At 67.0% G+C, this 19,570-nt stretch carries 17 protein-coding genes; 10 read left to right on the top strand and 7 right to left on the bottom strand.

Annotated elements, in window-relative coordinates; genetic code table 11:
• Positions 1-8 precede the first annotated feature (8 nt).
• A complete protein-coding gene (locus tag ACGLHS_RS03265; protein WP_394476786.1) occupies positions 9-932 on the bottom strand; it encodes a shikimate dehydrogenase family protein in 924 nt (307 codons plus the stop codon).
• A gap of 200 nt (positions 933-1,132) precedes the next feature.
• Between ACGLHS_RS03265 and ACGLHS_RS03260 the strand changes: the two genes are divergently transcribed.
• Complete coding sequence (locus ACGLHS_RS03260) at positions 1,133-1,918, top strand: IclR family transcriptional regulator C-terminal domain-containing protein (RefSeq protein ID WP_093237182.1); 786 nt, start codon at positions 1,133-1,135, stop codon at positions 1,916-1,918.
• Positions 1,919-1,963: 45 nt separating this feature from the next.
• Here the strand turns inward: ACGLHS_RS03260 and ACGLHS_RS03255 are convergent, their stop codons facing one another.
• Positions 1,964-2,842 (bottom strand): hypothetical protein, encoded by an 879-nt coding sequence (locus ACGLHS_RS03255; RefSeq protein WP_394476784.1) that lies wholly within the window; start codon positions 2,840-2,842, stop codon positions 1,964-1,966.
• 63 nt (positions 2,843-2,905) lie between these two features.
• On the opposite strand from ACGLHS_RS03255, the gene ACGLHS_RS03250 reads away from it, so the two are divergent.
• Genes ACGLHS_RS03250 through ACGLHS_RS03230 form a run of 5 tightly spaced genes read left to right on the top strand, consistent with a single transcriptional unit; the run spans position 2,906 to position 7,489 of the window.
• Positions 2,906-3,913, top strand: coding sequence for a tripartite tricarboxylate transporter substrate binding protein (locus ACGLHS_RS03250; protein WP_093237181.1), 1,008 nt, complete (start codon positions 2,906-2,908; stop codon positions 3,911-3,913).
• Positions 3,914-3,938: 25 nt separating this feature from the next.
• On the top strand, positions 3,939-4,604 hold the full coding sequence (locus ACGLHS_RS03245) for a response regulator (RefSeq protein WP_394476782.1): 666 nt from the start codon (positions 3,939-3,941) through the stop codon (positions 4,602-4,604).
• On the top strand, positions 4,605-6,023 hold the full coding sequence (locus ACGLHS_RS03240; protein ID WP_394476780.1) for a sensor histidine kinase: 1,419 nt from the start codon (positions 4,605-4,607) through the stop codon (positions 6,021-6,023).
• A gap of 22 nt (positions 6,024-6,045) precedes the next feature.
• Positions 6,046-7,059 carry a Bug family tripartite tricarboxylate transporter substrate binding protein gene (locus ACGLHS_RS03235; protein WP_394476778.1) on the top strand — a complete coding sequence of 338 codons (1,014 nt, stop codon included), beginning with the start codon at positions 6,046-6,048 and terminating at the stop codon, positions 7,057-7,059.
• A 25-nt stretch (positions 7,060-7,084) separates the two neighbouring features.
• On the top strand, positions 7,085-7,489 hold the full coding sequence (locus ACGLHS_RS03230) for a DUF6194 family protein (protein ID WP_394476776.1): 405 nt from the start codon (positions 7,085-7,087) through the stop codon (positions 7,487-7,489).
• A gap of 23 nt (positions 7,490-7,512) precedes the next feature.
• On the opposite strand, the gene ACGLHS_RS03225 is transcribed toward ACGLHS_RS03230, so the two are convergent.
• From ACGLHS_RS03225 to ACGLHS_RS03205, 5 genes are all read right to left on the bottom strand, one after another.
• Positions 7,513-8,154, bottom strand: a complete 642-nt coding sequence (locus tag ACGLHS_RS03225; RefSeq protein WP_394476775.1) for a hypothetical protein — start codon at positions 8,152-8,154, stop codon at positions 7,513-7,515.
• Between the two features lie 91 nt (positions 8,155-8,245).
• Complete coding sequence (locus tag ACGLHS_RS03220; protein WP_394476773.1) at positions 8,246-9,469, bottom strand: ROK family protein; 1,224 nt, start codon at positions 9,467-9,469, stop codon at positions 8,246-8,248.
• A complete protein-coding gene (locus ACGLHS_RS03215) occupies positions 9,462-10,259 on the bottom strand; it encodes an ATP-binding cassette domain-containing protein (protein WP_394476771.1) in 798 nt (265 codons plus the stop codon). Before ACGLHS_RS03215 ends, ACGLHS_RS03220 begins: the two co-directional genes overlap by 8 nt.
• Positions 10,259-11,218 carry an ABC transporter permease gene (locus ACGLHS_RS03210; RefSeq protein ID WP_394476768.1) on the bottom strand — a complete coding sequence of 320 codons (960 nt, stop codon included), beginning with the start codon at positions 11,216-11,218 and terminating at the stop codon, positions 10,259-10,261. Before ACGLHS_RS03210 ends, ACGLHS_RS03215 begins: the two co-directional genes overlap by 1 nt.
• A 26-nt stretch (positions 11,219-11,244) precedes the next feature.
• Entirely contained in the window at positions 11,245-12,246 is a 1,002-nt protein-coding gene (locus ACGLHS_RS03205) for a sugar ABC transporter substrate-binding protein (RefSeq protein ID WP_394476766.1), read from the bottom strand.
• A gap of 469 nt (positions 12,247-12,715) precedes the next feature.
• Here ACGLHS_RS03205 and aspT (ACGLHS_RS03200) point away from each other — a divergent pair, with 469 nt between their 5' ends.
• From aspT (ACGLHS_RS03200) to ACGLHS_RS03185, 4 genes are all read left to right on the top strand, one after another.
• Positions 12,716-14,404, top strand: coding sequence for an aspartate-alanine antiporter (gene aspT, locus ACGLHS_RS03200; RefSeq protein ID WP_394476764.1), 1,689 nt, complete (start codon positions 12,716-12,718; stop codon positions 14,402-14,404).
• 161 nt (positions 14,405-14,565) lie between these two features.
• Positions 14,566-16,254, top strand: coding sequence for an aspartate-alanine antiporter (aspT, locus tag ACGLHS_RS03195; protein ID WP_394476762.1), 1,689 nt, complete (start codon positions 14,566-14,568; stop codon positions 16,252-16,254).
• Between the two features lie 90 nt (positions 16,255-16,344).
• A complete protein-coding gene (locus tag ACGLHS_RS03190; RefSeq protein WP_093237171.1) occupies positions 16,345-17,994 on the top strand; it encodes a bifunctional aspartate transaminase/aspartate 4-decarboxylase in 1,650 nt (549 codons plus the stop codon).
• A 168-nt stretch (positions 17,995-18,162) separates the two neighbouring features.
• Positions 18,163-19,521, top strand: coding sequence for a hypothetical protein (locus ACGLHS_RS03185; protein WP_394476760.1), 1,359 nt, complete (start codon positions 18,163-18,165; stop codon positions 19,519-19,521).
• Positions 19,522-19,570 lie beyond the last annotated feature (49 nt).

Raw genomic sequence — 19,570 nt, 5'->3', positions numbered from 1 at the left:
AATGGGGTTCAAGCGACGTTGGCCGAGTGGTAGCGGATCGGCTGTGCGATCTCGCCGTGCATGGCGGGCGGATAGACGATCTCGCGCAGGAAGTTCGCATCGGCCCGCAACGCCGTGGCCGCATCGGCGTGGCCGAAGTAGCGCAGGTAGTGCGGCATCTGCTGGATCAGCATCTCGAAGCCGGCCTGCGCATGCAGCCCACGCGCACGGGCCGCGCGCACCAGCGGCGTGGGCTGGTTGCGCAGAAGAATGTCGAACAGCGCCGCATGGCTGTCCATGCGCGCCACGTCGAGCGGCAGCGCATCGCCTTCGACCAGCCCCAGCGGCGTGGCGTTGATGACAAGGTCGTAGCCCTCGGGCGCATTGCTGTCGACCGCGACCACGGTCGCATCGAAGAAGGCATCGAGCTTGGCGGCCACGCCGGCGGCCTTGCCGGCCGCGCTGTCGTGAAAGGCGATGTACTCCGCGCCATTCACCGTGCCGCCCTCGGCCAGCGCCACGCCGATGGCCGCGGCGCTCACGCCCGCACCGAGGATCAGCACGCGCTTGCCGCGAAAGGGAATGTTGCAGTGGTCGAGCGCGCCGATGAGGCCTTCGCCGTCGAACAGGTCGCCTTCGAGCTGGTCGCCCTCGGTGCGGCGCACCACGTTGACCGAGCCCGCCACCCGTCCGAACAGGCCGCAGCCATCGAGCAGGTCGACCACCAACGGCTTGTGCGGTGGCGCGATCACCATGCCGCGCACGTTGCGCGCCAGAAAGGCCGACTTGAAGAACACCGCGAAGTCGCGCACCGGCACCTGCATGGGCAGCAGCACGGCGTCGATGCCGAAGCGCTCGAAGGTGGCGTTGAACATGCGCGGCAGCCGCACGTTGCGGACCGGATCGCCCGGGATCAGATACGCCTGGGTGCTGCCGCTGATGGAATGGCTCATGTGCATGCTTTCCGTTCGTCAATCGCTCTTTGAGAGGCCGGATGCCGAGCTTTATAGTCCCATCCCCTCGTCCATGCAGCCCTGGATTGGTCAAAACGTTCGATCATCGATCTTTAAAAATCGACAATCGTTCAAACCAAGGGTTTTCACCGTCACCCGATGCACTTTCAAAACCGGCCGCCGCAGGCACACTTCGCCCCATGAGCAAGGACGATTCGACACCGCCCGCCGGGCTGGACAAGCGCGACTGGATCGCCGGGCTGGAGCGCGGCGTGAGCATCATCGAGGCCTTCGACGACGCCAACCCGCGCCTGACCGCCAGCCAGGCCGGCCAGCGCACGAACATGACGCGCACCGCCGCGCGGCGCTACCTGCTGACCTTGCAGCACATGGGCTACGTGGCGAGCGACGGCAAGCTGTTCTGGCTCACGCCGCGCGTGCTGCGCCTGGGCCGCTCGTACCTGGAGTCGGCCCGCCTGCCGCGCGTGGTGCAGCCCTTTCTGCAGCGCGTGGCGGCCGGCACCAACGAGATCGCCTACCTGAGCGTGATGGACGGCGACGAGGTGATCTACATCGCGCGCAACGGCCCCAACCGCAGCATGAGCACCGGCTACGTGCTGGGCGCGCGCGTGCCGGCGCAGGTGACGGCCTCGGGCATGCTGATGCTGGCCCTGCGCAGCGACGCGGAGCTGAACGAATGGCTGGCGACGCGGCAGCTCACCGTGTTCACCTCGCACACCATCGCCAGCATGGAGCGCATGAAGCTCGAACTGGCACGCATCCGCGCACAGGGCTGGGCGCTGTCGGAGCAGCAGCTCGACCTGAACTCGCGCGGCATCGCGGTGCCGCTGCGCGACCGGCACGGCACGCTGGTGGGCGCGCTGAACATCACGATGCCGATGGGGCACGAAAGCTCGGAAGACGCGGTGGCGCGCGTGCTGCCGGTGCTGCGCGAGACGGCGCAGGCGATGCGCAACCTGATCTGACTCCGCATGGCGCGCGCCTGCGCACTCGCAGGCCGAAAGGAGCGCTCACTGGGCGGCGGCGGCCCCCATCCTGCGTTGGATCTCCGAAAACTCGGCTGCCGTGTTCTCCAGGAAGCTGGCCGGCATGATGCCGTAGCGGCCAATCGCCGCCTCGACTTGGGCAAGGCCCACGGTTTCGGCGGCCTCGTAGGCGCAAAGCCCGCGCTCGATACGCTCGGCCTTGTCGGAAAAGTCCTTGAACTGCAGGCCGCCGCCCACGCCCAGGTAAGAGAAAGCGATCTTGGGCCGCATGGCCAACCACTTCACCGCCGGCCAGTCGAAAGCCTCCACCGCCGCCTCGACGGAAGGCGAGACGATCACCGCCTGCTCCCAGAGAAAGAAAGCCTCGAACAAGGCTCTGCGCGCCGCCTTCGGAAAGTCGGACGCCTCGGCGCGCGACCGATGACAGTCGTTCAGCCCGGCCAGCAGAGGGGCCGGAACCAACGCCTCGGCCATCGGCGTGTGGCCATAGAGCTTTGTGAAGTGGTACATGCAGTACGCCTCGGCGCAGACCTCCCTGTTGATTCTTCTGAAGGCATCCGCAAACACCTGGAGCGATGCGCGCTTTTCTTGCCGTCGTCCGGCATGCCCCATGTACTGCAGCGACAGGATTCGCCCCGCCTTCATGCCCCGCGCGAAATAGCCGCTGGCCCACAGCGCGCCGTGCGCCGCGATCAGTGGAAAGACATTGCGCCGGCCTGAATCTTCGTACAGGTGGAAGTACACCGCAGCCCTTTGCGGCAAGTCCGCGAGGCCTCCGGCCAACGCATGCCCGAGGGCTTTGATTCTTCGATGCTCGGCAATCAGGAACGAATCAGGGAAATTCACGGGCTGCTTCTCCTCGGCTCGGGGGTGTTGGCTTTCGGCTTCGCATACTGACAGCATTCCGACAGCATCCGCCGGGCAGGATGCGCGCTTTCAATCCAAAAGCGCTGGAGACAAAGCCCCATGTCCGACCTCTTTTCGAACGACGCCCGCCTGAACCGCCGCCACTGGCTGCAAGCCGGCGGCGCCCTCTCCCTGGGCGGCCTGCTGCCTTCCATCGCTTCGGCGCAAGACACGTGGCCGAGCAAATCGATCCGCTTCGTCGTGCCCTTCGCCCCCGGCGGCAGCTCCGAAATCGTTGCGCGCTCGACGGCCGCCGAACTCTCGCGCACCTTGGGCCAGAGCGTGTTCGTCGACAACAAGCCGGGCGCGGCCGGCAACATCGCGATGAGCGAGGTGGCGCGCAGCACCGACCAGCACACGATCGTCCTCGGCCACATCGGCACGCTGGCGGTCAACCCGTACATCTTTGCCAAGCTGCCCTACGACGCCAACAAGGACTTCAAGCCCGTGAGCCTGCTGGCCAAGGTGCCCAGCCTGTACGTGGTGCACCCGGACGTGCCGGCGAAAAACCTCAAGGAGTTCATCGCCTACGCCAAGTCGAAGCCGGGCAAGCTGAGCTACGGCTCCGCCGGCAACGGCAGCGCCGGCCACCTGGCCTTCGAGTACCTGAAGATGACGGCCGACGTGTTCATGCTGCACGTGCCCTACCGCGGCACCGGCCCGATGGTGACCGACCTGCTCTCGGGCCGGCTCGACGCCTCGGCCATCGGCGCGGCGGCGATCATTCCCTTCATCAAGGCCGGCAAGGTGCGCTGCATCGCCACCGGCTCGACCAAGCGGCTGCCGCAGTTGCCCGACGTGCCGACGGTGGCCGAGCAAGGCTTCCCCGGCTTCGAGATGACGCAGTGGTACGGCATGCTGGCGCCGGCCAATTTCGCGCCGGCCAACCTGGCCAAGCTCTCGGCCGAGACGATGAAGGCGGTGAAGTCGCCCGACTCGATGCAGCGGCTGACGGGCGACGCGGCCGAGGCCGTCGGCAGCACGCCCGAGCAGTTCGCGCAGTTCATCGCGGCCGAGCAGGCGCGCTGGCAGAAAGTCATCGCAAGGGCAAACATCAAGCCAGATTGAGCGTTTCACGCTCTAGCATCGCGCCATGCGCATCCTGCTGGCCGAAGACGAACACACCCTGGGCACCTGGCTCTGCAAGGCGCTGGAGCATGCGGGCATCCAGGTCGAGTGGGTGGACGACGGCCGGCTGGCCGACCGGGCATTGCAGCAGCGCGACCACGATGCGCTGGTGCTCGACCTGGGACTGCCCGGGCTCGATGGCCACACGGTGCTGCAGCGCCTGCGCGAGCGCGACCAGCGGCTGCCGGCGCTGATCCTCACGGCGCGCGATTCGGTGAACGAGCGCGTCGCCTCGCTCAACGCGGGTGCCGACGACTTCCTGGCCAAGCCCTTCGCGCTGGCCGAACTCGAAGCGCGCCTGCATGCGCTGGTGCGCCGCGCGCGGGGCATCGAGCATCCGCGCCTGGCGTGCGGCCCGCTGGTGTACGACGGCGCGCGCCGGCACTTCACGCTGAACGGCGAAGCGCTCGCCCTGTCGCCGCGCGAGCTGGCGGTGCTGCGCGTGCTGGTGCAGCGCAGTGGCGAGCCGCTGTCGAAGCAGCAGATCCTGGAGCGGGTGTTTTCCGACGACGAAGAAGCGCACCCCGAAGCGGTCGAGGTTTTCGTCTACCGGTTGCGCAAGCGGCTGGACGGCAGCGGCGTGCGCATCGTCACGCTGCGCGGCCTGGGCTATGTGCTGGAAGCCGACTGAGTGAGCGTCTTGCCACGCCTGCGTGAACGGTTGCGGCGCGCAAGCCTGTGGCAGCGGCTCGCGCTGCTGCTGTTCCCCGCACTGCTGGTGGTGACGGGCCTGGAGCTGTGGATGACACGGCACAACGCGCTGGCGGCCGCCAACGCGGCCTACGACCGCTCGCTGCTGGGCGCGCTCAAGTCCATCGACGCCAACATCTCGACCGCCTCGGGCGGTCTCTCGGTCGAGCTGCCGTACACGATGTTCGAGTTCTTCGAGCTGACGGCCAGCGGGCAGGTGTTCTTTCGGGTCGCGACCTCCGACGGGCTGGTCGAGCTGGGCAGCGCCGACCTGCCCGCGCCGCCCACCGCCCTGGCGATGGGTGTGCCGACCTTCTACGACGCCACCTACTTCGGCGAGGCCGTGCGGCTGGCCGCCTACCGGCGCGACCTCGACCGCGCACCGGCCGGCAGCACCGGGCGCAGCGTGCTGATCCAGGTGGGCGAGAGCACGCGCTCGCGGCAGGAGTTCAGCGCGCGCTTCGTGCGCAGCGCGGCCCTGCGCGACGGGCTGGTGCTGGCAATGCTGCTGTGCGGTACGGCGATTGCGCTGGCGGCGGCGCTGCGGCCGTTGTCGCGGCTGGCGCGCGAAGTGCAGGCGCGCACGCCCGACGACCTGACGCGCATCGCCGAGGCCGACCTGCCGGCCGAGGTGCGGCCGCTGGTGGCGGCGGTCAACCAGCAGATGTCGCGCACGCAAGACCTGGTGACGCAGCAGCGCCAGTTTCTGGACGACGCCTCGCACCAACTGCGCACGCACCTGACCACGCTGCAGATGCAGGCCGACTACGCCCGGCGCGAGCAAGACCCGGCGCAGGTGCAGCTCGCGCTCGACGCGCTGGGCACCGAGATCGGCCGCGCCACGCGCAGCGCGCAACAGCTGCTGGCGCTCGGCCGCAGCGACACGGTATCGGTCGAGCCTGCCGAGACCGATCTCGCGGCGCTGCTGCGCGAAGTGGCGGTCGACCTGCTGCCGCTGGCGCGTGCCAAGCGCATCGACCTGGGCATTCACTCGCCCGCGCCGGAGTTTCTGGCGGTGGCAGACCGCAGCCTGATGCGCGAGGCCCTGAGCAACCTCGTGACGAACGCCATCGCGTACACGCCGGCCGAAGGCACGATCACACTCTTCGCCGCGGGCGATGCGGCCGGCTGGAGCCTCAACGTCGAAGACGACGGGCCCGGCCTTAGCGAAGAAGAACGCGCCGCGCTCGGCCAGCGCTTCCGGCGCGGCGCGCGTGCGGGCAAGGGCGGCTTCGGGCTCGGGCTTGCGATTGCGCGCTCCATCGCGCAGCGGCACCGAGGCGAGTTGCGGCTCGAGCCGCGCGGGACGGGCACGGGCCTGCATGCGATCATCTGGTGGCCTCGCCCTGCCGCTGCCTGAGCGGCACGACGCATCGACGACCATGCCGACCTTCATTGCCCGCCGCCATGCCCTTCGCGCGCTGTCCGCGCTGCTGATGCCGTGGCCCGGCCTGCGCGCGATGGCTGCGGACGATCCCTCGCAAGGCGCCGCCGAATGCGTGATTCCGGCCAAGGCCGGCGGTGGCTTCGCCCTGACCTGCGCACTGGCGCGCGATGCGCTGCAGGCCGTGCGACCCGGACGCCCACCGCTGGCGTTGCGCTACCTGCCGGGCGGCATCGGCGCCGTGGCCTTCGACCGCATCGCCACCGGGCGCCTCGGCGGGCCGGGCACGCTGGTGGCGTTTTCGAGCGGCTCGCTGCTCAACATGGCACAGGGCCGCTTCGGTCCGCATCCGCCATCGGCCGTGCGCTGGATCGCCACGCTGGGCACCGACTACGGCGTGATCGCGGTGCACCGCGACTCGCCCTACAGGCGCCTGCAGGATCTGGTCGCCGCGCTGCGGCAGGAGCCGTCGCGCATCGCTTTCGGCGCAGGCGGCACCGTCGGCAGCCAGGACTGGGTGAAGGCCGCGCTGCTGGTGCGCGCTGCGGGGCAAGACCACAAGGCCATGCGCTTCGTGTCCTTCGAGGGCGGCGGCGATGCGCTGAGCGCGATGCAGGGCAAGCACGTCGACGCGTTCCCCGGCGATGCGGCCGAAGCGCTGCAGGCCATCGAAGGCGGTGCGGCCGTGCGCCTGCTGGCCGTGCTGTCGGACACGCGGCTGGGCGGCGCGCTCACCGGTGTGCCGACCGCGCGCGAGCAAGGCGTGGAGCTGGTGTGGCCGACCGTGCGCGGCCTCTACCTGAGCGCCGACGTGCCCGAGGCCGCCGTGCGCGCATGGACCAACGCCCTGCGCGAGGCAAGCACCGCACCCGGCTACGCCGCGCTGCGAGAGCGCCACGGGCTCTACCCCTTCGACCTGACCGGCCCCGCGCTCGACGACTACGTGCAGGCGCAGATCAAGCGCTACCGCCAGCTTGCGGACGAACTGGGCCTTCGGCGCTGGCCCCCCTGAACGGAACGCAGGCAAGATCGCGGGCATGACCGAAGACGCCATCACCGACCACTTCATCGACCTTCTGCCCGGCGGCCACTTCGAGGTGGCCGACGACAACACCTTCTTCTTTCACAACGCGGACAACAAGTTTCCCTTTGCCACCCTCGTGACGAAGGACAGCGAGTTCGACAGCGCGTCGAAGCTGGACCGCCCCGGCGTGTTCCGCCTGAACATCGGCGTGGGCAAGGAGACCTTTCACGCGCTGTTCGGCGAGCAGGAGCAGACCGACATCGACTTCACCGCGCTCGACCGGCTGATGCCGCATCCGGTGTACGGAAAGATGTACTGGGTCTGCGTGATCAACCCGAGCGACAAGACCTTCGAGACGATCAAGCCGTTGATCGCGCAAGCCCGCAGCCTCGCGGTTGCGAGGGACAGGAACAAATAGCCCGGCGGCTGTTCCCCGGCTCGCTAGCTCGATGCGCGGGACAGCGTCGCCAGCTTCTTCTTCGCGCTTTGCAGCAGGCCGATCTTCTCGACAGGCAACTGGGCCTTCGTATCCCCGAGCTTGAGGATTTCGAGCGCCGAGGGCTTCGGCATGAGCGGGTCGCGCTGCGTAAGGCCATTGAATCGGGCGTTCGAGATGACGTGCACCTTCAGGTGCCGGTGGATGTTCTTCGACAGCTTCTTGCAGGCGGTCGCCATGGTGGCTTCGTCGGGCATCAACTGGCCGTGCACGACGAGCAGCTCCAGCGTGCCGTCCTTGTCCTCCGCCAGGATGAAGGCGCGCAAGACCGAATCCTTGAACTTGGCGCGCAGCATCGCGCGAACCGGCTCGGCGGCGGCGAACGACTTCAGCGCGATGCTGCGCAGCTCGTCGTGAAAGAGGAAGGCGCGGTCGATCGAGACGGTATCGGCCTCGTCCCCCTTCGGCTTCTGCCGCTTCAGGATGCCGCTGCCGACCAGATGCTCCAGGGTGCGCGCCACGTCGTCGGGGGCGAGCTTGGTTCGCTGGGCCAGCTCGCTGGAAGAAAACTGTTGATCGGGCGCCGCGTAGGCGACCATCAGGAGCTTTTGCACCTCGGGGGCGAAGAGGAAATCTGCGGTGCTCATTGATTCGGTTCTTTGCAAGGGGCCCGCATTATCGGGACACATCGCCCCGCCTGCATCGAAGCCACGAGAGTGGCCGACGAACCTCGGCCCCTCAACCCGCCTTCAGGAACACATCGTGGTCCGGCGCGAAGTTCGCATGCAGCGGCAGCATCGCCCCGCCTAGCGCACAAGCCTGCGCCCCCACCCTGCCCCCGTGCAGATGCGGGCGCCACAGCCCCTCCCAATTGCACTGCGCGAGCGCTGCACGCGTCTGCTCCAGCAGGGCTTGGAGCAATGCGCGCGACATCGAACCGTCCATCACCACGTCGGCCAGATCGAGCACCGCGGTGCTGCTGACGATGGCATGCGCCAGTGCCAGCGATGCGGAGCCGAGCCAGGCCTGGGTCGCTGCGGCAAACGGTGGTTGCAACGCACGGTCGTCATAGGCGGCCGTCGGGTCGAGTCCTTCGTGCTGCAGGCGCTGCTCCAGCTCCCACAGCGAGGCTTCGGCCATCACCTGCGGCGGCAGTGCGCCATCGGCCCGCGCCGATTGCATCGGCAACGAAGCCAACGCCCCGGCGTTGCTGTGCGCCCCCGTGTGCAGATGCGAGTTGATGACCAGCCCGCCGCCCACGAAGGTGTCGACGAAGATGTACAGGAAGCTCTTGAGGTCGTGCCCGCGCCCGCCGACCAGTTCGGCCGCGCAGGCCGCCACCGTGTCGCGCGCAAAGCTCACCGGCACTTCGGTGCGCGCCCGCACTTCGGCCAGCAGGTCCATCTGGTTCCATTCGTCCGACTGCGCCTTGGAAAGGCCCAGCGTACGGTGCCAGCCACCGAGCAGGAACGGCGCGGCCAGGCCCACGCCGACGTTGCGCGCGGCCAGCCGGCCGAGCCCGTCGCGCAGCCGGTGGATGTGCTGGGCAATGGACGGCAGCAACGCGGCCGCATCGGGAAAGTCGTAATTCACTGCGTGGCGCTCGCGCACCTGCGCGGTGAAGTCGATCAGCAGCCACTCGGCACCGCGCCGCCCCACCTTGATGCCGATGGCGAAGGCGCCGTCGGGGTTGAGCGCGAGCGGCACCGAGGGCTGCCCGATGCGGCCGCGCACGCGGCTCTGCTTGACGATGAGCTGGTCTTCCTCGAGCCGCGCGGTGATGAGCCCGATGGTCTGCGCGCTCAGCCCGGTGAGCCGTGCGAGGTCGGCCTTGGGCAGGCTCGTGTGAACGCGCAGTGCCTGCAGCACCACGCGCTCGTTGAACTGGCGCATGCCGACCTGGTTGGAGCCGCGCGGACGCAGCAGGTCGGGCGGGGGCGCCGTGGCTTCTGCATCAGGCATGCGCCTCCGCGGGCAACTGGTCGGCGGTCATGGCGCCGGTCATCACGGCCACGGTGTCGCTCATGCTGATCTTCTTCGGGTTGAGCACGGCCGCGCGCTTGCCCAGGCGTGCCACGTGGATGCGGTCGGCCACCTCGAACACGTGCGGCATGTTGTGGCTGATGAGCACCACGGGCAGGCCGCGATCGCGCACGCGGCGGATCAACTCCAGCACCATGTTGCCCTCTTTCACGCCGAGCGCGGCGGTGGGCTCGTCCATGATGACGACGTGCCGCGCAAAGGCCGCGCTGCGCGCCACCGCCACGCACTGGCGCTGGCCGCCAGAGAGCGTTTCGACCGCCTGCGTCATCGACTGGATGCCGACCTTCAGGTCGGACATGCGCGCCATGCTTTCCTGCAGCATCTTCTTCTTGTCGAGCATGCGCAGCACGTTGCCCAGGAAGCCGGGGCGGCGCAGCTCGCGGCCGAGAAAGAGGTTCTCGTAGATGGTCATGGCAGGTGCCACGGCGAGGTCTTGATAGACCGTCTCGATGCCCGCGCGGCGCGCATCGAGCGGGTTGCGAAAGTGCACTGGCGCGCCGTCGAGCAGGATCTCGCCTTGGTCGGGCACGACCGCACCCGACAGCGCCTTGATGAGCGACGACTTGCCCGCGCCGTTGTCGCCGATCACCGCGAGGATTTCTCCTTCGCGCAATTCGAAGTCAACGCCGTCGAGCGCGGTGACCTGGCCGTAGCGCTTCACCAGGCCCTTGGCCTGCATCACGATCTTGGGGTTGGTAGCTGCGTTCATCAGCGAGCCCCCTTGCGCGAGAGTTGATCGGCGGCCACCGCAAGAATCACGAGCACGCCCGTCACCAGCACCTGGTAGATCGACGACACGCCCATCAGCGTGAGCCCGTTGCGAAACACGCCAACGATGAGCACGCCGATCAGCGAGCCCAACACGATGCCGCGCCCACCAAAGAGGCTGGTGCCGCCGAGCACCACCGCCGTGATGGCGTCGAGGTTCTCGGTCTGGCCCGCATTCGGATCGCCCACGCCGGTGCGCGCCACCGACAGCAGCGAGGCGATGCCGTACAGCACGCCCGCCGCCACGTACACGCCGAGCAGCACGCGCTGCGTCGGGATGCCGACCAGCCGCGTGGCTTCGGCGTTGTTGCCCACGGCATAGATGTGGCGCCCCGCGCCCGTCTCGCGCAGCACGAACCACGCGAGGCCGTAGAGCACCACCATGAGCACCGAGCCCCATGCCACTTCGGCACCGCCGATGGCGAAGGTGGTGCCCAGCCCCGTGAGGCCGGTGGGCAGGTCGGTGATGGTCTGCGACGACGAGTACAGCTGCGTGATCGCGAAGGCGATGTTCAGCGTGCCCAGCGTCACGATGAAAGGCGGCAGCTTGATGCGCGTGACCAGCAGGCCGTTGACGAGGCCGAACAGCGTGGTCACGCCGATGCCGCAGAGGATGGCGACCGGCACCGGCATGCCCAGTTCAGTGGCGAACTTGGTCATGATGATCCCGCCCAGCGCCATCACCATGCCGCACGACAGGTCGATGCCGGCCGTGAGGATGATGAGCGTCTGGCCGATGGCGATCACGCCGACCACCATCACCTGCTGCAGGATCAGCGAGAAGTTCTCGCCCGTGAGAAAACGGTCGGACTGCGTCGCAAAGAAAATGCACGCGCCGAGCAGGGCCAGCCACGGCCCCAGAGCGCCCCACGGAATGTGGTGCGTTGCGGATTTCGCCATCGATGTGCCTCCCTGGGGCTATTTGTTTACTTCTTGCCCCAGCACAGTTCGGCGCCGGTCTTGGTGTCCTTGCTGTCGACACCCGCCACGCTCTTGCCGGCGATCAGCGTCACGCCGGTGTCGACATAGCCGGTGGCCTTCTTGCCAGTCTTGGCGAACTCGACGCCTGCCGCCACGCCCATGGCGGCCATCTTCAGCGGGTACTGCTGCGAGGTCGCGGCGATGATGCCGGCGTTGGTGTCCTTGATGCCCTGGCAGCCGCCGTCGACCGAGACGATCATCACGCCCTTCTCCTTGCCGGCGCGCTTGAGCGCGTTGTAGGCACCGGCCGCGGCGGGCTCGTTGATGGTGTAGACGAGGTTCACGTCGGGTGCCTTCTGCAGGCAGTTTTCCATCACGGTCTGCGCCTTGGCCTGGTCGCCGAAGCTGTCGGCCATGCAGACGATCTCGGGCGCCTTCGACAGCTCGTTCGACTTGGCGTCATTGGCCGCGAGGCCGAAGCCCTTCATGAAGCCGTTGTGGCGTTGCGCGCCCACCGGGTGGCCCGGCAGCAGGTCGAGCGCGACGATCTTCGGCGTCTTGCCGGCCATCGCGGCCTTGGCGTATTCGCCGATCAGCACGCCGGCGGTGTAGTTGTTGGTGGCGAAGAGCGCGTCGGTCGCGTCCGGCGGATCGGCCGGGCTGTCGAGCGCGATCACCATGATGCCCTTGTCGCGCGCCTTCTTGATGGCGGGCACGATGGCCTTGGCATCGCTGGGCGTGATGAGGATGGTCTTGGCGCCGGCCGCGATCATGTTCTCCATCGCGGTGATCTGGCCCGCGTTGTCGCCGTCGGCCTTGCCCGCGCCCGACAGCAGCTTGGCGCCGAGCTTCTTCGCTTCTTCCTGCGCGCCCTCTTTCATCTTCACGAAGAAGGGATTGGTCTCGGTCTTGGTGACCAGCCCGATGACGGGCTGGTCGGCCGCGAAGGCGGCGGATGCGGCCAGGGACATGGCCGCCATGGCCAGGATGGAGCGGGAGCTGAACATGGTTTGTCTCCGTTGGCAGGCGGCCATGCGCCTGCGGTCTGTTGAACCGGACGCGCGCCTTGCAAAGGAAAAAGAAGGCGGGGCATCCGAACGCAGGAGGACTATCGTTCAGTGAGGCGACTAAATCAAGCGGCTTTAGTTATCGAAAACCCGGAGGTCGCGCGGGCCGCATTGCCGGTGCAAATTGCCTTTCGGCTCAACGCGAGAAGTGCTGATCGACGACGTTGCCGGGTGCCTTGTGCAGCAAGAGCCCGTGTGAAAAACAGGCGGCGCATCACATCGGTTGCATGGGCCATCTCGATGGCATCAGAACAAAGTTCGCCCTTCATTACCCGATGCAAGACAACCGATGTACATGGGCCTCACACCGGCGCTTAACCTTTTCGAAACAGTCTTGCGCATTGTCCGAATCCCGACAAAATGGTCTGACCAATTCGGTAACTGCAATTTGCAACGAGAGGAACGGCGGGTGATCGGTGAGCTGACCGGAATACTGAAAAGCCAGCCCGAAATAGCACTCTTCCTCGTGCTTGCCATTGGCTATGCCATCGGCCAGATCCGCTTCGGCCCGATCCAGCTCGGCGGCATCTGCGGCACGCTGATCGCGGCGCTCGTCGTCGGCCAGTTGGGCATCACGCTCGACGACAGCGTGAAGAACGTGTTCTTCATGCTCTTCATCTTCGCGCTCGGTTATGCGGGCGGCCCGCAGTTCTTTGCCAACCTCGATGCCAAGGGCTTGCGGCTCGGGTTGTTGTGCCTCGTTGAAGTCGTCGTGGTGCTCGCGCTGGTGCTGGGCGCCACGCTCTTGCTGTCTCTCGACCAGGGCACGGCCGCGGGTTTGATGGCCGGCGCCGCGACCGAATCGGCGGTGGTGGGCACGGCGACCGATGCCATCTCCAAGCTGGCCCTGCCGCTGGCGGACATCCAGCAGTTGCAGGCCAACGTGGTCACGGCTTATTCGATCACCTACGTGTTCGGCCTGATCGCGATCGTGGTCGCCACGAGCCAGATTTTTCCGCTGCTGCTGCGCGTCGACCTGCGTGCCGAAGCCGACAAGCTCTGGAAGACGATGGGCGGTGGCGGCGACGACCCCGACGCGGCCAGTGCCACGCCCGAGATGGTCGGCCGCGTGTTCAAGGTCACGGTGGGCCGGGGCCGCACGGTCGGCGAACTGACCGCCATCTTCGGCGGGCAGGCGCACATCGAGCGCGTGGTGCGGCGCGGCCAGAGCCTTGCGGTCGAGCCCACGCTGCGGCTGCAGGCCTTCGACCAGGTGCTGGCCATCGGGCGCCGCGCCGCGCTGGTCAACGTGGCCGAGCTGCTGGGCCGCGAGTTCGCGGACACCACGGCCTTCGATGCGGTCGTGGAGACCACCGAGGTCGTGGTCAACCAGCGCGAATGGTTCGGCCGCGAGTTGCGCGCGCTCGATGCGGCCCTGCCCGCAACGGTGCAGATCGTCGGCCTGGCGCGCGACGGCCACGTCATGCCGCTGCTGCACGACGTGAAGCTGCAGCGCGGCGACGTGCTCAAGCTCTACGCGCCCGTGGCCGACATGCACAAGGCGCTGCCGCTGGTGGGGGATCGCGTGATCGTCTCCACGCGCAGCAACATCAGCTTTGCGGCCATGGGCATCCTGCTCGGCGTGTTCATCGGCGGCTTCAGCGTCAAGCTCGGCGGCATTCCGTTCTCGCTCGGCACCGGTGGCGGCGCGCTGCTCACCGGGCTGGCCTTCGGCTGGTACCAGTCGAAGAACCCGCACCGCCTGAGCGTGCCGCCCGATGCGCTCGCGCTCATGAAAGACCTGGGCCTTGCCACCTTCATCGCCTGCGTGGGCCTGGCCTCGGGGCCGCAGGCGCTGACGCTCATCAAGAAGTTCGGCGTTGCGCTGCCGCTGGTCGGCGTGGCCATCGCGGTGGTGCCGGCGACCATTTCGCTCTTCGTCGGCCACCGGCTGCTCAAGCTCGAAGCGCCCGTGCTGCTCGGCGCTATCGCGGGCCAGCAATGCAGCACGCCCGCGCTCAGTGCCGTACAGAACGCATCGGGCAATGCCACGCCGCTGCTGGGCTACACGATCACCTATGCGATCTCGAACGTGGTGCTGCCGCTGATGGGCCCATTGATCGTGGCCCTGGCAGGGTTGGTGCATGCGGCGAAGTGAGGTATTGGCATTGACTCCTTCCCCTTCCGGGGGAAGGCTGGGATGGGGGCAAGCGGCGCTTGTGCAACACGGCTGCGCCCGCTCGATGGCCGTCGTGCCCTCACCCCAACCCTTCCCCGAAAGGGGCGCGAAAAACACAGGAACCTGAAAGGACTTGACCCATGGAATGGCTGCACGAACTCTTCAAGAAGTCGCCGGAGATGGCGCTCTTTCTCTCGCTGGCGGTCGGCTACTGGATCGGCAAGATCAAGTTCGGCAAGTTCCAGCTCGGCGGCGTGGCGGGCTCGCTGCTGGTGGCGGTGATCGTGAGCCAGGTGGGCGTGCAGATCGACGGCGGCGTGAAGGCGGTGCTGTTCGCGCTGTTCATCTACGCGGTGGGTTTCGAGAGCGGGCCGCAGTTCTTCAGCTCGCTCGGCAGGCAGTCGGTCAAGGAGATCATCCTGGCCGCGGTGATGGCGGCCACGGGTCTTGCGACGGTGGTGATCATGGCCAAGCTGTTCGGCCTCGACAAAGGCCTGGCCGCAGGCGTGGCGGCCGGCGGACTCACGCAGTCGGCCATCATCGGCACGGCCAGCGATGCCATCGGCAAGCTCGGGCTCGCGGCGGCCGAGACGGCGCGGCTGCAGAGCAACGTGGCCATCGGCTATGCGGTGACCTACGTGTTCGGCTCCTTCGGCGCCATCATCGTGTGCGTCAACATCCTGCCCAAGCTGATGGGCCGCACCATCCGCGACGACGCCATCGCGGCCGAGACGGCCATGCAGGCCGGCGTGAGGGTGCTGGGCCCTGACCAGGAGGAAGCGGCGCCCTCGCTGGTCGGCCGCATCTACGAACTGACGACCGACCCGAAGCGCACGGTGGCCGACATCGAGAACGCGAACCCGGCGACCACCATCACCATCGAGCGCGTGAAGCGCGCCGGCAAGTTCATCGAAGTCAGCCCCGAGCTGATGCTGCACCAGGGCGACATCGTGCTCGCGGTCGGCCGGCGCGATGCGGTGGTGGGCAGTGCCCCGCTGCTGGGCAAGGAGGTCTACGCGGTCGACGGCATGGAACTCACCCTGCAAAAGCGCGAGATCGTGCTGACCAACAAGGAGTTCGACCACAAGACCGTGGACGAGATCCGCAAGGCCACCGCCGGCGGCGTGCGCCACGGCATCTTCGTGACGGAACTGAGCCGCATGGGCAAGGTGCTGCCGATGCGGCCCGACACCGTGGTGCAGACCGGCGACCTGGTGTCGATCTTCGGTGCCGAGCAGGATGTGAAGCGCGCGGCCGCCATCGTCGGCGACGTGATCGTGCCGAGCGCCAAGACCGACTTCGTGTACCTCGGCGCGGGCCTCGTGGTGGGGCTGCTGGTCGGCCTGCTGAGCGTGAAGGTCGGCAACATCCCACTGACGCTGGGTGCCGGTGGCGGCGCGCTGCTGTCGGGCCTGCTCTTCGGCTGGTACCGCGCCAAGCGCCAGACCTTCGGCGCGCTGCCGCCGAGCGCGGTGCAGTTGCTGAAAGACCTGGGCCTTGCGGGCTTCGTGGTGGTGGTGGGCCTGTCTTCAGGCCTGCAGGCGGTCGAGACGATCAAGCAGCTGGGCCTGACCATCTTCGGCGTGGGCGTGGTCGTGACCATCGTGCCGATGCTGCTGACCATGCTGTTCGGCCGCTACGTGCTTCGCTACAGCAACACGGCCATCTTCGCGGGTGCGTTGAGTGGCTCGCGCAGCGCCAACCCGGCCTTCGGCGAAGTGCTCGACAAGGCGGAGAACACCACGCCCACCGTGCCCTTCGCCATCACCTATGCGCTGGCGAACGTGTTCCTTACCCTGCTCGGCCCGCTGATCGTCGCGCTCGTCTGAGCGCGGCACATCGCGCACGGTGCGTGGTGCGCTGCGGCGCCCTTCTTCTTTTTTGTTCTTTCTTGTTTTCTCTCAACCAGGAGCTTTGCAATGGACTTCAGCGACGTGAAAAAACTCGGTGGCCTGAGCCCCTTCGAACTGAAGGATGCCCTGATCCAGGTCGCCAAGCAGAGCGACCGCCTCATGCTGAATGCGGGGCGCGGCAACCCGAACTTTCTGGCGACCACGCCGCGCCACGGCTTCTTCCAGTTCGGCCTGTTCGCGATGACCGAGAGCGAGCGTTCGTACATCTACATGGAAGGCGTGGGCGGCTTTCCGCAGCGCGAAGGCATCGAGTCGCGCTTCGAGATCTTTGCCAAGGCCCATGCGGGCGAGCCGGGCACGCGCTTCATCGAGGCCGCGGTTTCGTATGTGCGCGACCAGCTCGGCCTGTCGGCCGGCGACTTCATCTACGAGATGTGCGAGGCCATCCTCGGCTGCAACTACCCGGTGCCCGACCGCATGCTGCGCCTGTCCGAGATCATCGTGGGCCAGTACATCCACAAGGAGATGATCGGCACGCACCCCTTCGTAGGCAAGTTCGACATGTACGCGGTCGAGGGCGGCACCGCCGCCATGACCTACCTGTTCAACAGCCTGCGCGAAAACCATCTGCTGCAGCCCGGCGACACCATCGCGCTGGGCATGCCGATCTTCACGCCGTACATCGAGATTCCGCACCTCAACGACTACCAGCTGATCGAGGCGCTGATCGACGCACCGCCCGAGAACAACTGGCAGTTCACCAAGAAGGAGCTGCAGAAGCTGCTCGACCCGAAGGTCAAGGCCTTCTTCCTGTGCAACCCGAGCAATCCGCCCTCGGTGAAGATCAGCGACGAGGTGCTGGGCTACATCGCCGACATCGTGAAGCAGCGGCCCGACCTCATCATCCTCACCGATGACGTGTACGGCACCTTTGCCGACAACTTCCGCTCGCTGTTCGCGATCTGCCCGCACAACACCATCCTGGTGTATTCGTTCTCCAAGTACTTCGGCGCCACCGGCTGGCGCATGGGCGTGGTGGCCACGCACCAGGACAACATCCTCGACCGCCAGATCGCGGCGCTGTCCGAGGCCAAGCGCAAGGAACTGGATGCGCGCTACAGCTCCATCACCACCGAGCCGCGCAAGCTGAAGTTCATCGACCGGCTGGTGGCCGACAGCCGCACCGTGGCGCTCAACCACACGGCCGGGCTCTCGACGCCGGTGCAGGCGCAGATGGTGATGTTCTCGCTGTTCTGCCTGATGGACGAACCGGACGCGTACAAGAAGTCGATGAAGCACATCGTGCTGCGCCGCAAGGAGGCGCTGTACCGCGAACTGGGCCTGCCGCTGGAGGTCGACCCGAACTCGGTGAGCTACTACCACCTGCTCGACCTGCAGGACATCGCCACGCAGATGCACGGCGAACGCTTTGGCAAATGGATCGTGACCAAGCTGCAACCGAACGAGGCGCTGTTCCGCATCGCCGAAGAAACCAGCATCGTGCTGCTGCCCGGCCGCGGCTTCGGCGGCAAGCATGCGTCGGGGCGCGTGTCGCTGGCCAACCTCAACGAATACGACTACGCGAACATCGGGCGGTCGCTGCGCAAGCTGGCGTCGGAGTACTTCGAGTTGTTCGAGAAAGAAAACGGAGGGAGCAAGAGCGCCAAGGCAGCAAAGGCTGGCAAGGGCAGCACGGCAAGAAGCAAGAAAAAGTAGTGCCACGATGCGCCCGCGCCACACGGGCGTTTTCTAAAGGATTACCCGACGTTTTCAAAAGCTTACGTTTCTAATTTCCCGCTTACGATTTGTAGGCCAACAGCCCTTGTTCATCGAGGGCTGCGGCATCTACCAACAAGAGGGAATTTAGTAATGAAATGGTTTTCAATGGCAGCCGGTACGGCTGTCCTGGTCGGTGGTCTGGCCGCGTGCGGCGGCGGTGGTGGCGGAGGCGGTGGAGGCGGCTTCCCTCTTCTCGCCCCCGCCCCCGCGACCCCCGTTGCACTGGCCGTCAACGTGCTCGTGAACGGGAACACGGCCACCGCGGACAGCAACGGCCGCTATGCGGTCAAGCCCGGTGACACGATCACCGTCACCCCCGCCTCGGGCACGGTGGACTGGACGAGCAGCTCGGCACCGTCCGGCGCGATCAGCCTGCGCAATCCGGCGATCTCCAACACCAAGTGGTCGGCGCAGATTTCGAGCAGCACCACCGCCACCAGCGTCTTCACCGTCAGCGCCAAGCCCACGGACCCCAATACCCTCAGCAAGGACACCGTGTTCAACGTGTCCGGCGGCGATGCACGCAACGGCAGCTTCAAGGTCTTCGCAGCCAACGGCACGAAGCAGACGCTGGCGCTCAACTTCGACACCATGTCGTACGTCATGACCGACGAGACCGGCGCCACGTCGTCGGACGGGATCGAGGTCGACAAGTCCGAAGCCGGCACCTACCTGTTCAGGAGCCAGCGCAACGAAGCCGGCAAGGCCATCAACACCCGGTTCCGCATCAATGGCGACACCGTGGTCGGCGCGTTCCAGTTCCGTGTTGCCAAGGTGCCGGGCAGCTACGCGACCCAGCCGTTCGTGGCGCCTCGCGCGCTGGTGACCGACCAGAACGAGATCGACGGCATCTACAACCGGCTGGGCGTGAACCTGCAGGCGACTTCGCGCGCCTCCAACATCCGCCAGGCCCTGATCGGCTTGCACGGCAAGGTGTTCCAGCTGTGCAACGACGCGACCAAGGCGATCGCGGACTGCCTCCCACCGGCCGCGCCGATCAATTACACCGTGTCGCCTGGCGCCACGCCCGGTGTGTGGAACATCGTCAATACGGCAGACCCGACAGACACGGGCGCCTTCTCGATCGCGCGCATCGGCGGCCAGAACGTCTACCTCTCGGCGGGCACCAACCCCCAGCTGCCGAACGACGACGTGTTCCGCATCGGCCTCCCCGAGACCGCGACATGGCCCGTGACGACGTCCAGCGGCGGCGACACCGATGGCACCTGGGGCTCGGCGAACTACGATGCGACGACCTATCAGGCCATCCTCGCTCGGCCGGACACCACGTTCCGCGCGTTCGGTGCGATCCTCGGCTCGGCACGCACCAACATCAACGGCATGAAGAAGTTCACCGACACCACGCCGGCCAACTTCGTTGCCATTCAGAACGGCGTGCTGACCGTCGTGGTCGGCGAGACCGGCGGCGCTTCCACCGGCTACATGCAGATCGGTCTGCACTGACCTGACAGTGCCCCCGGCAGTGACGGAACAGACGGACGTTCCGTCACTG

The sequence above is a fragment of the Variovorax sp. VaC1 genome, assembly GCF_043658315.1.
GTDB lineage: Bacteria > Pseudomonadota > Gammaproteobacteria > Burkholderiales > Burkholderiaceae_C > Variovorax.
The sequence above is the reverse complement of the archived record's forward strand: the minus strand, read 5'-3'. Positions and strand labels throughout refer to the sequence as shown.

Excerpts from the sequence above, each read along its gene's own strand:
- ACGLHS_RS03245 (WP_394476782.1), top strand. The coding sequence starts at position 3,939 with ATGCGCATCCTGCTGGCCGAAGACGAACACACCCTGGGCACCTGGCTC.
- ACGLHS_RS03205 (WP_394476766.1), bottom strand. The coding sequence starts at position 12,246 with ATGTTCAGCTCCCGCTCCATCCTGGCCATGGCGGCCATGTCCCTGGCC.
- ACGLHS_RS03220 (WP_394476773.1), bottom strand. The coding sequence starts at position 9,469 with ATGCCTGATGCAGAAGCCACGGCGCCCCCGCCCGACCTGCTGCGTCCG.
- ACGLHS_RS03230 (WP_394476776.1), top strand. The coding sequence starts at position 7,085 with ATGACCGAAGACGCCATCACCGACCACTTCATCGACCTTCTGCCCGGC.
- ACGLHS_RS03265 (WP_394476786.1), bottom strand. The coding sequence starts at position 932 with ATGAGCCATTCCATCAGCGGCAGCACCCAGGCGTATCTGATCCCGGGC.
- ACGLHS_RS03190 (WP_093237171.1), top strand. The coding sequence starts at position 16,345 with ATGGACTTCAGCGACGTGAAAAAACTCGGTGGCCTGAGCCCCTTCGAA.
- ACGLHS_RS03260 (WP_093237182.1), top strand. The coding sequence starts at position 1,133 with ATGAGCAAGGACGATTCGACACCGCCCGCCGGGCTGGACAAGCGCGAC.
- ACGLHS_RS03235 (WP_394476778.1), top strand. The coding sequence starts at position 6,046 with ATGCCGACCTTCATTGCCCGCCGCCATGCCCTTCGCGCGCTGTCCGCG.
- ACGLHS_RS03225 (WP_394476775.1), bottom strand. The coding sequence starts at position 8,154 with ATGAGCACCGCAGATTTCCTCTTCGCCCCCGAGGTGCAAAAGCTCCTG.
- ACGLHS_RS03250 (WP_093237181.1), top strand. The coding sequence starts at position 2,906 with ATGTCCGACCTCTTTTCGAACGACGCCCGCCTGAACCGCCGCCACTGG.
- ACGLHS_RS03255 (WP_394476784.1), bottom strand. The coding sequence starts at position 2,842 with ATGCTGTCAGTATGCGAAGCCGAAAGCCAACACCCCCGAGCCGAGGAG.
- ACGLHS_RS03185 (WP_394476760.1), top strand. The coding sequence starts at position 18,163 with ATGGCAGCCGGTACGGCTGTCCTGGTCGGTGGTCTGGCCGCGTGCGGC.
- aspT (WP_394476762.1), top strand. The coding sequence starts at position 14,566 with ATGGAATGGCTGCACGAACTCTTCAAGAAGTCGCCGGAGATGGCGCTC.
- ACGLHS_RS03210 (WP_394476768.1), bottom strand. The coding sequence starts at position 11,218 with ATGGCGAAATCCGCAACGCACCACATTCCGTGGGGCGCTCTGGGGCCG.
- ACGLHS_RS03215 (WP_394476771.1), bottom strand. The coding sequence starts at position 10,259 with ATGAACGCAGCTACCAACCCCAAGATCGTGATGCAGGCCAAGGGCCTG.